Origin of the sequence: Mucilaginibacter sp., from assembly GCF_039935595.1 — a bacterium.
Lineage (GTDB): Bacteria > Bacteroidota > Bacteroidia > Sphingobacteriales > Sphingobacteriaceae > Mucilaginibacter.
The window spans coordinates 1-8,750 of record NZ_JBDTJZ010000175.1; the positions used below are offsets into that span (position 1 = coordinate 1).

General features: G+C 41.9%; 10 protein-coding genes. 3 read left to right on the forward strand and 7 right to left on the reverse strand.

Features of this window, described 5'->3' with window-relative positions:
• Together ABI367_RS12225 and ABI367_RS12230 are read right to left on the reverse strand one after the other, a co-directional pair.
• Positions 1 to 358: amino acid kinase family protein (locus ABI367_RS12225; protein ID WP_462258083.1), on the reverse strand; the 358-nt coding region annotated here is incomplete at its 3' end.
• A gap of 178 nt (positions 359 to 536) precedes the next feature.
• The gene (locus ABI367_RS12230; protein ID WP_462227789.1) at positions 537 to 1,328 is read right to left on the reverse strand and encodes a carbon-nitrogen hydrolase family protein; all 792 of its coding nucleotides are present in this window, start codon (positions 1,326 to 1,328) and stop codon (positions 537 to 539) included.
• 103 nt (positions 1,329 to 1,431) lie between these two features.
• Here ABI367_RS12230 and ABI367_RS12235 point away from each other — a divergent pair, with 103 nt between their 5' ends.
• The 3 genes from ABI367_RS12235 to rsgA are packed head-to-tail and all read left to right on the forward strand — an operon-like array spanning position 1,432 to position 2,958.
• Positions 1,432 to 1,689 carry a hypothetical protein gene (locus ABI367_RS12235; protein ID WP_462227790.1) on the forward strand — a complete coding sequence of 86 codons (258 nt, stop codon included), beginning with the start codon at positions 1,432 to 1,434 and terminating at the stop codon, positions 1,687 to 1,689.
• A complete protein-coding gene (locus ABI367_RS12240; protein ID WP_462227791.1) occupies positions 1,682 to 2,038 on the forward strand; it encodes a type II toxin-antitoxin system PemK/MazF family toxin in 357 nt (118 codons plus the stop codon). The genes ABI367_RS12235 and ABI367_RS12240 overlap by 8 nt, the downstream gene beginning before the upstream one ends.
• Positions 2,038 to 2,958, forward strand: coding sequence for a ribosome small subunit-dependent GTPase A (gene rsgA / locus ABI367_RS12245; RefSeq protein WP_462227792.1), 921 nt, complete (start codon positions 2,038 to 2,040; stop codon positions 2,956 to 2,958). Before ABI367_RS12240 ends, rsgA begins: the two co-directional genes overlap by 1 nt.
• 23 nt (positions 2,959 to 2,981) lie before the next feature.
• On the opposite strand, the gene tnpA is transcribed toward rsgA, so the two are convergent.
• The 5 genes from tnpA to ABI367_RS12270 form a co-directional block, all read right to left on the reverse strand.
• Positions 2,982 to 3,446, reverse strand: a complete 465-nt coding sequence (gene tnpA, locus ABI367_RS12250; protein WP_462227793.1) for an IS200/IS605 family transposase — start codon at positions 3,444 to 3,446, stop codon at positions 2,982 to 2,984.
• A gap of 674 nt (positions 3,447 to 4,120) precedes the next feature.
• Positions 4,121 to 5,458 carry a cytochrome P450 gene (locus ABI367_RS12255; protein WP_462227794.1) on the reverse strand — a complete coding sequence of 446 codons (1,338 nt, stop codon included), beginning with the start codon at positions 5,456 to 5,458 and terminating at the stop codon, positions 4,121 to 4,123.
• A gap of 214 nt (positions 5,459 to 5,672) precedes the next feature.
• On the reverse strand, positions 5,673 to 7,196 hold the full coding sequence (locus ABI367_RS12260) for a carboxylesterase/lipase family protein (protein ID WP_462258084.1): 1,524 nt from the start codon (positions 7,194 to 7,196) through the stop codon (positions 5,673 to 5,675).
• 76 nt (positions 7,197 to 7,272) lie between these two features.
• Positions 7,273 to 8,157: a dienelactone hydrolase family protein gene (locus tag ABI367_RS12265; protein WP_462227797.1), complete on the reverse strand. Its 885-nt coding sequence runs from the start codon at positions 8,155 to 8,157 to the stop codon at positions 7,273 to 7,275.
• Positions 8,158 to 8,213: 56 nt separating this feature from the next.
• Positions 8,214 to 8,750 (reverse strand): 1-acyl-sn-glycerol-3-phosphate acyltransferase (locus ABI367_RS12270; protein WP_462227798.1); only part of this gene is annotated, 537 nt, incomplete at its 5' end.

The window sequence follows — 8,750 nt, forward strand, 5'->3', positions numbered from 1 at the left end:
GCAGATCCTCCAATTGGTTAAAGAAAATTTTAAGGCGGGTAAACGCCGGATTTTGGTTTTGAACAGTTAGCAGGCTTTTCACTACATCAAAGTGGCGTTTTTCCAGCTCGGCTAAGGGTGCGGTAAACTCTTCGCCTTTGGCGGCAGCTTCGGCCATGGCTATCAGTAAATTGGTTACTCCGCTCATGGCAGATAGCACCACCACGGGTTTATCCGTACCGGCCGCCTCGTTTTTTAAAATATTTAACAAGGTTTGAATACTTTGAACTGAGCCTACGGAAGTACCGCCAAATTTTAAAACTTTCATATCATTTTTAAACAAAAAACGCCTTCCTCTTTGCTGGAGGAAGGCGTTCATGTGGTTATTATTTTTTACACCATACGATTATCTTCCTCCGAACTGTATGCCGGTGGTAGTAACTGTAGTTGTTGTGGTGTGTTTGATTATCATTGTTATTGTCTTTCACGACGTCGCAAAATAAGCGGTTAATTTTCGAATTAGCAAATGTATTGTGTTTTATTTTTTGATTATTGCTTCATGGCAGCAATTCGGGCTTAAACCGTTTAGCCAAAAAGCCGGTGGCTTTGGCCATATCAATTTCCTTTACCAACACGCCCGGTACGGTATATGGTTGATAAGCTATACAAGTACCATCAGGTGCTATTAATGAGCTGGCAGATTCCGGATAATCAAATGCATAATAGTTGGAACTGGCAAAGTATATCGTGTTTTCCAGGGCCCGCATCATCATGGCCTTTTCGTAATAAGGGCTATCTATGCTACCCCATGATGTGGGTTTATTACCTTCAACATTGCTCCCTGCACAGTGCGGGTGAAAAACAATTTTGGCATCCTGGCGAGCTGCCCAGCGCACTAACTCAGGATAACGGAAACCTTCATGGCAAATAGTAATACCAAACTTTACACCGTTTACTTCAAACAGGTTTCGTTTGGTTCCCGGTAGCCAGATATTATCTTCGGTAGGGTCCAATTGTGTTTTTGCTTGATAGCCTAATAACTTGCCGGTATTTGATATTACATGGGCCACATTGAAAAAGCTATCGCCTTCATACCAGTCCATGGGTAATATTATAGCGATGTTATTTTCGTCGGCAATTTTTCGGGCACTATTCAATGCAGATCGCAGCGTTTCCGGCGAGCATAATTCTACCTCAAATTCAGTTAATGGATATCCCGGAATAAAAGACTCCGGAAAGCAAATAATTTCTGCCTGTTGTGCAGATGCTTCCTTAACCAGTTTGTCCAGCCAGTATAAGCCATCGCTAACTGATTTGGGAAATGGAGGTGATGCTATAGCTACTTTCATGATAAATTATATAGAATAAAAATAGAAAGATATCTTATATTATTAGAATTATCTAAAAATATATAAAAAAGTATATCTATATTTGATATATAAATTTAATACGATGAAAAGTATTCTTTTAAAGCTGGATGATAATTTGTTTGAAGAAACAGAAAAACAGGTTAAAGCAAAAAAAACCAGCCGGTCTAACTATATCAAATCGGCTATTGAGCAATATAACAAATGGCAGCAACGCAGAGCTTTGGAAGATCAAATTTCAAAAGAGGTTGCCTTGCTAAAAGAATTTGACCCTGATAAAGAGCTTAAACACGACTTTGAAATGGCTTCATTGCAGGACTTACAAAAGTATTTAGATGAATAAGCATTATCCAAGGCAATATGAAATTTGGATTGCAAAACTCGACTTATCAATAGGAAGTGAACCGGGCAAAGTTCGCCCCGTTGTTATATTACAATCTGATTTATTAAATCAATCAAATCATACTTCATATATAGCTTGTGCTATTTCATCGCAATATAGAGAAGGCATTTCATTACTTAGGCTTGCTATAGAACCAACGGCAAACAATGGGCTATTAAAGACGTCCTATATATTATGCGACCAAATACGATCTATAGACCAGTCAAGACTAAAGGGGCGGGTAGGTAATTTGGATATAGCTACAATAAATCGTTTAACCGAAAGTATTAAAGCCATACTAACACTTTAATGCAGGGATTAATAACCAAATCAACCGGAAGCTGGTACCAGGTGCAAACACCTGATGGGGAAAGATACGATTGCCGTATTAAAGGGATATTCCGTATTAAAGGTATTACTACAACCAACCCCATAGCCGTTGGTGATGTGGTGGACTTTGAAATGGAGCCCGAGCAGGAAACCGGCGTAATTACCCATCTGCATACCCGCAAAAATTATATTATCCGTAAATCCATCAACCTATCCAAACAAGGGCAGATCATCGCTGCTAATTTGGACCAGGCTTTGTTGGTAATAACTTTAGCCTCGCCCCGTACTTCGTTAGGTTTTATTGATCGTTTTTTGGTCACCGCCGAGGCGTATGCTATTCCCGCCAAACTCATCTTTAACAAACTTGATTTGTTTAGTAATGAAGGCCTGGAAATATTGGACGATTACAAATCCATTTACGAAAACATAGGTTACCCCTGTTATAGTGTTTCGGCATTAGAGGGGACCAATATTAATATAATTCAGGCTCTGTTAAAAGACAAGGTAACCTTATTCTCCGGTCACTCCGGCGTAGGCAAATCAAGTTTGATCAATGCGTTGCTGCCTCAATTAGAATTACGCACCAGCGAAGTATCTGAATGGAGCGATAAAGGCACCCACACTACCACTTTTGCCGAAATGTTTGAATTGCCCCAGGGCGGATTTATTATTGATACCCCCGGCATCCGCGAGTTAGGTATTATTGACATTGAAAAACAGGAATTGGGCCGATACTTCCCCGAAATGCGCTCGCGTATGCAATATTGCCGCTTTAACAATTGCCGCCATATTAATGAGCCTGGCTGCGCGGTGTTAGAAGCATTGGAAAACGAAGAAATAGAACTATCCCGCTATGAAAGCTATTTGAGTATTTATAATGGGAATGATACGAGGAGTTAAGTAAAAAGTCAAAAAACCGGCAATTAATCTATTAAATCTTTGAAAATATATTTTTCATCATAATCAACTTCATAATCTTTTAATATCTCCAGGTATTCATCTTTAAAGGATTTTTTAAGGTGATGTTGTTTTTGGTTGACGATATATTTTACTACTGCGTCTATTTGCGACCGGCTATTGCTGAAAGCACCGTAGCCATCCTGCCAACTGAATTTCGTTTTAGTAAGTTTTTCTTTATTAATAAACTCAGAACTATCGCCTTTTACCATACGCATTAACTCTGATATGGATTGATTGGGGTTAAGTCCAATAAAAAGATGCAGATGATCAGATGCGGAATTTATGGCTAATAATTTATGTCCGTTGTTTTGAACTATGCCGCTCATGTATTTATGTAACCTTTCTTCCCATTCGGGTTGAATAATGGCCTCCCTGTATTTCACAGCAAAAACGCAATGTATATATAACTGTGTGTAGGTGTTTGGCATTTATAAATATATTAATATTTCATTATTTGGGTAGCCCCTACGGGGCAAAAATATCTATCGATGGGTTTTTCTACAAACAGGTAGCCCCTAAAGGGGCAATGGAGAGGCAAGTCTATTTATAATATTTCGACGCGTTGTGCCGGAATAGCTAAGGGTAGCCCGTACGGGCAAAAATATCTATCGATGGATTTTTCTACAAACAGGTAGCCCCTAACGGGGCAATGGATAGGGCAAGTCTATTTATAATATTTCGACGCGTTGTGCCGGAATAGCTAAGGGTAGCCCCTACGGGGCAAAAATATCTATCGATGGGTTTTTCTACAAACAGGTAGCCCCTAACGGGGCAATGGAAGCGTCGAATGTTTAATAGAATGAACTGCTATGCTAATAGCGTGAACAGATAAGCTGCCCCCATTGGGGCTATATTTTGTATCAGTTAGAAACCTATCGTAGACAATTAATAAGCAGCTGCACAAGCTGCCCCGTTAGGGGCTACCTGTTTGTAGCTCAGAAAAGAAAAGTGTTGTTTGCCCCATAGGGGCTACCCTATCGTTACATATTTATAATGGGAATGATATGAGCAATTGATTTCGATTTCGGATTTATTGTAATTACGTCTACGCTTTAATTGGCGGTGAAATACTAGTGGTGAACTTATAAAACAGGGTTAAAGACTAATCCGTATAATATCTTTTAATATTAAGGATAACCTCACGCGGGCGCATGGTAAGCAACGGCCACGGTACCGGGGTTGATACTGTATTTTTAATATCAAATTTTTTAAATATCGTGTAAAGTATAAATGATATTTCTGCCATTGCAAAGTTGTTGCCTATACACATTCGTGGACCTGCACCGAAGGGAAAGTAACTTTTTATGTTCTTATTAATCGTTCCATCCGGCGTTAAAAAACGTTGCGGGTTAAATTTTTCTGCATTCTCCCAATACGCAGGGAGCCGATGCATGCCATAAAAGTAAGTTAAAATACTTGTGCCTGCTGGATAGGAATATCCACCAAAGTTATCGTCATTTATAGTTAACCTTTCGGCTACCCAAACTGCCGGATAAAGGCGCATACCTTCGTTTATCACAGCGTTTATGTAACTATCACGCGGGCTATCCATTATATCAATATCCGCTATCCTGCCAGTCAATTTCTTCAGCACATCCCCGTCCGAAGCGATGAGATGTAATAACCACGATACTGTGGCGCCGGTTGTTTCATGGCCGGCAAACAACAAAATAAGCAACTCGCTTATCAGCCTGTCGTCGTCCATAGCCTCTCCGGTGTCTTCGTACCTGGCGCTTAATAGCATGTTTAGTAAATCACTATGCGACTTATCACCTTCTCGCCTAATTGCAATAATACCTTTCAGCATGTTTCTTACATCTTCCCATTGCTTCGCAAGTCGCTTTTCCTCTCCTGTTACCGGATACATAATCCGTCTAAAAGGCTGAAATACATCTTTAAGGATAAAGTTTTGCAAATCAACAAAGGCACGGCACAGGTCATTCGTCATTTGCTGCGACATATCTATATTAAATAACGAGGAGATCAAAACCGAAAAAGAAAGATCGCGCATCAGGGGGTAAACATCTATCTCTTCGCCCTCGGGCAAACGGGCAACAAACAGATTTATGGTATCAATAACTGTTTGATAAAGCTGCTGTATACCGGCGTGGTGAAAAGCGGGCTGTATTAACCGCCTTTGCCTGCGCCAATCTTCGCCATTGGCAAATAACAAACTGTCGCCTAGTTGCCGTACAGCTATCGCTGAGCCTAATTGAGCCTTTTTATAATTAGTATGATTTTCACGAAGTATATAATTAGCAAAATCACCATCCTGCGTAACTATTACCCGCCCTTTGCCCGGGATAAACGTGGAATAGGTGTTAGAAAAGCGCTTCATGTTAAGTGTAACAGCACCTAATGGATCATTAATTACTTTAAATGACTTTGCCAGGCTCTGTAACCTGGTAAATCCGTTGGGGAAATTATACTTGGTATTCATGGTGACCTGCGCTTTATTATACTACAAACCATTTAAGCACTCGTCTGCTACGAGTGCTTAAAGTTGCATATCGATTACATTACAAGTGTGTTGCATTTAAAATGCCGACCTATGTTAAGCACTAGTCACAGACGATCGCAAGAGCAGAATCTTTATTCTACAAAAAGCTAAACCCTACGGGTCAATATAGCTAAAAGAAACCCTTTTTCTTCTCCTACTTACCCAATATACCATCCATATAATCGTAACGGGCCTTTGTTTGGTCGGGGATGGCGTGGGTGTTGGCATCAATCACCATAACCTTATCATTGGCTGTGCTTTGCATGGCGTTCCACACAGGTAACGAAGGGCCATTAGGATTTCCGGTTTTAACAAAGTTGGCAAAATAATTCTGCATCACTTCAGATGTCTTTAAATCTTCCGCCGTCCAGTTATAGGTCTTATTATAATGCAGGTTGCCCATGGCATATTCAATTTCGGCAGAGTGTACCGCACCGGCAGGTTTTTCCTTATCAGTAGCCAGCATTGGGCGCGGTTGTATGTACCAGTAACGGTAAACCGGTTTGCTTTGTGTACGGGCTTGTAGGTCTACCATTTTCCAGGTACTAAACGCGATGAACCTGTCGGACGCCAGCGCATTTCCTGAGGCCTTTACTTCATCTTCGGTATTTGCCGGATAATGCGTCAAAATATCGGCCGCTTTATCATTGTATAAGCGCTGTATTGCTGCTTTATAATTTTCGGGTGTAGGGGTAACGTTTCGGCCCAGTATGCTATGAAAGTCGCCTTCGGCCGAGTTCCATCCGGCTAATAAAGCTACTTTCATTTGCTTGCCGGCTGCAAATATGGCCTGTGGCTGCTCCGGTAAAAAATAACCATCAACAGTGCAGCCAAAACGTCCTCTTGCCCCCCATTTCAATAGCGTATCAGCAGGTATTTTACGCAGATCGGCCAGGCTGGTTGCTTTTACCCTGGTAGCAAAAGCAAGACCACTTTGCTCGGCAGTGGCTAAAGGTGTAGGCGACAGGTTTCCCATTAAGGCACCGCTTTCGGCTATGGCACTTCTAAACAAACCTGTTGACAATGGCGATGCAATTTGAGCCGATACTGACATGGACCCTGCCGATTCGCCGGCAATGGTAACCTGTGCAGGATCGCCGCCAAAAGCCGCTATATTATTTTTAACCCAAACCAATGCCGCATGCTGGTCCATCAAACCGTAATTTCCGGATGAATGATGGGGAGATTCTTTGGTAAGTTCCGGGTGGGCCATAAAGCCAAATACACCCAAACGATAGTTTACCGTAACCGCCACTATGCCTTTTTTTGCCATGCTTTCGCCATCATAACGGCCTTCAGAACCATCGCCTGTAGTAAAGCCTCCACCATAAAAATATACCAGCACAGGCAATTTTTTTGTACCGGCTTTAGGCGCCCAAACGTTCAGGTAAAGACAATCTTCACTTTTTCCCGCGCTTCTGAATATCATATCGCTGTATAAATGTTGCTGCATGGCTTGGGCGCCAAAATGGTCGGCCATACGTACACCCTGCCAGTTTGCAGCAGGTTGTGGCTCTTTCCACCTTAGGTCGCCCACGGGTGGTTGTGCAAACGGGATACCCTTAAACGAACGGATACCGCTGGCTTCATCAACGCCTTGTAAGACCCCGTTAGCAGTTTTAACTTGTGGACCCTTTACAGTTTGTGCCTTGCCGTTGATATTAATCAATAGTGACATAAGGAGCAGGAAAATAACTTTTTTCATAAAATATATTAGTTGGTGAAAACACGGGTTTCTTAGTATGCTATTACTACTATTTTAAATTTTCCTTAAAAAAATCAATCGTACGTTGCCAGGCCAGTTCGGCAGCGGCTTTATCATAACGCGGGGTTGTATCGTTATGAAAACCGTGGTTGGCACCCTCATAAATATAAGCCTGGTATTTTTTATTGTTGGCTTTTAACGCTGCTTCATAAGCGGGCCATCCACCGGTTATACGGGTATCCAACGAGGCATAATGCAGCAATAAAGGCGCTTTAATTTGAGGCACATCCTCGTCTTTGGGTTGGCTGCCGTAAAATGGCACAGCAGCAGCCAAATCAGGTAAGCGTACGGCCATCATATTGGCTACCCCGCCACCATAGCAAAAGCCTACTACACCTACTTTGCCGTTACAATCTTTATTATTTTTTAAGTAATGAAAGGCATCTATAAAGTTTTGGTTCATTTCCTCGCCGGGGCGTTTGGTCTGCATTTCGCGCCCGGCGTCATCAGTGCCAGGGTAGCCGCCCAATGGTGTCAGGGCATCAGGTGCAATGGTAATAAAACCTGCCAGCGCCGCACGACGCGCCACATCTTCTATATACGGATTAAGTCCACGGTTCTCATGTACCACCACTATGCCGCCCAGTTTGCCCTTAGCATCTGCCGGTTTTGACAGCAACGCTTTAATTTTACCGCCACCATTTGGCGAGTCGTAAGTAATATATTCTGATTTTAACCTCGGGTCGTCGGCACTAACCTGTATATTTTTATAATCAGGCATTAAAAAACTCATCAGTGCGGGTACGGTTAAACCGCCAACGGCGTAAAGCGAAAGTTTTTGTACAAACGCCCGCCTGTCTACACGGTTATGTGCATAATCGTCATAAAGATCAAACACTTCCTGTTTGATATCTTCCTTTTTTATCTGGCTCATATATAGGTTGGTATATTCAAACTTAGTCAATTCTATTTAAAAATTCTTATGTTGGGTTAATCTTCTTTAGTAAAGCGTACGGTGCTTTTAAGTGATGCTTTATGATGCTGGTTTACTTGTTGTTTCATCACCTCAAAATCAAAATCGTGGTTGGTACCACAATCGAGCATATTAAAATAAACCGAGGGTTTGATGCTTTCAAAATATTCAACAATATTACTACTCCATAATAACTGACAGTCGCCCTTTATCCGGGATACTATCTCTGCCAACCCGTTCTGAAACTCTATAGTTTGGATATGGCAACTTTCCAGGTTGGCCTGCGGAAAAAACAGCAGCAGGTTACCAGGCTCGCTTAATACTTCGGCTGCGTAGGCAAGACTTTCGGCTACCGATACCTTCCCTGGGTCAACAGAAAAACTGCCGCAATATTGCAGCCACCAGTGCTTTTCCATCTGTTTTTTTAACGACATGATGTACAGCCGTTTCATTTTACCCTGCTTAACCAATTGCTGGTAGGCCAGGTAATAGCTTATAAAGCCGTCGGCAAAACTAAAGTGGTTACATGAAAGTATGTACGAATGGTCGGGCTT

Bases quoted from the DNA above. Each gene is read 5' to 3' on its own strand.
- ABI367_RS12230 (WP_462227789.1), bottom strand. From the start codon at position 1,328: ATGAAAGTAGCTATAGCATCACCTCCATTTCCCAAATCAGTTAGCGAT.
- ABI367_RS12235 (WP_462227790.1), top strand. From the start codon at position 1,432: ATGAAAAGTATTCTTTTAAAGCTGGATGATAATTTGTTTGAAGAAACA.
- ABI367_RS12240 (WP_462227791.1), top strand. From the start codon at position 1,682: ATGAATAAGCATTATCCAAGGCAATATGAAATTTGGATTGCAAAACTC.
- rsgA (WP_462227792.1), top strand. From the start codon at position 2,038: ATGCAGGGATTAATAACCAAATCAACCGGAAGCTGGTACCAGGTGCAA.
- tnpA (WP_462227793.1), bottom strand. From the start codon at position 3,446: ATGCCAAACACCTACACACAGTTATATATACATTGCGTTTTTGCTGTG.
- ABI367_RS12255 (WP_462227794.1), bottom strand. From the start codon at position 5,458: ATGAATACCAAGTATAATTTCCCCAACGGATTTACCAGGTTACAGAGC.
- ABI367_RS12260 (WP_462258084.1), bottom strand. From the start codon at position 7,196: ATGTCACTATTGATTAATATCAACGGCAAGGCACAAACTGTAAAGGGT.
- ABI367_RS12265 (WP_462227797.1), bottom strand. From the start codon at position 8,157: ATGAGCCAGATAAAAAAGGAAGATATCAAACAGGAAGTGTTTGATCTT.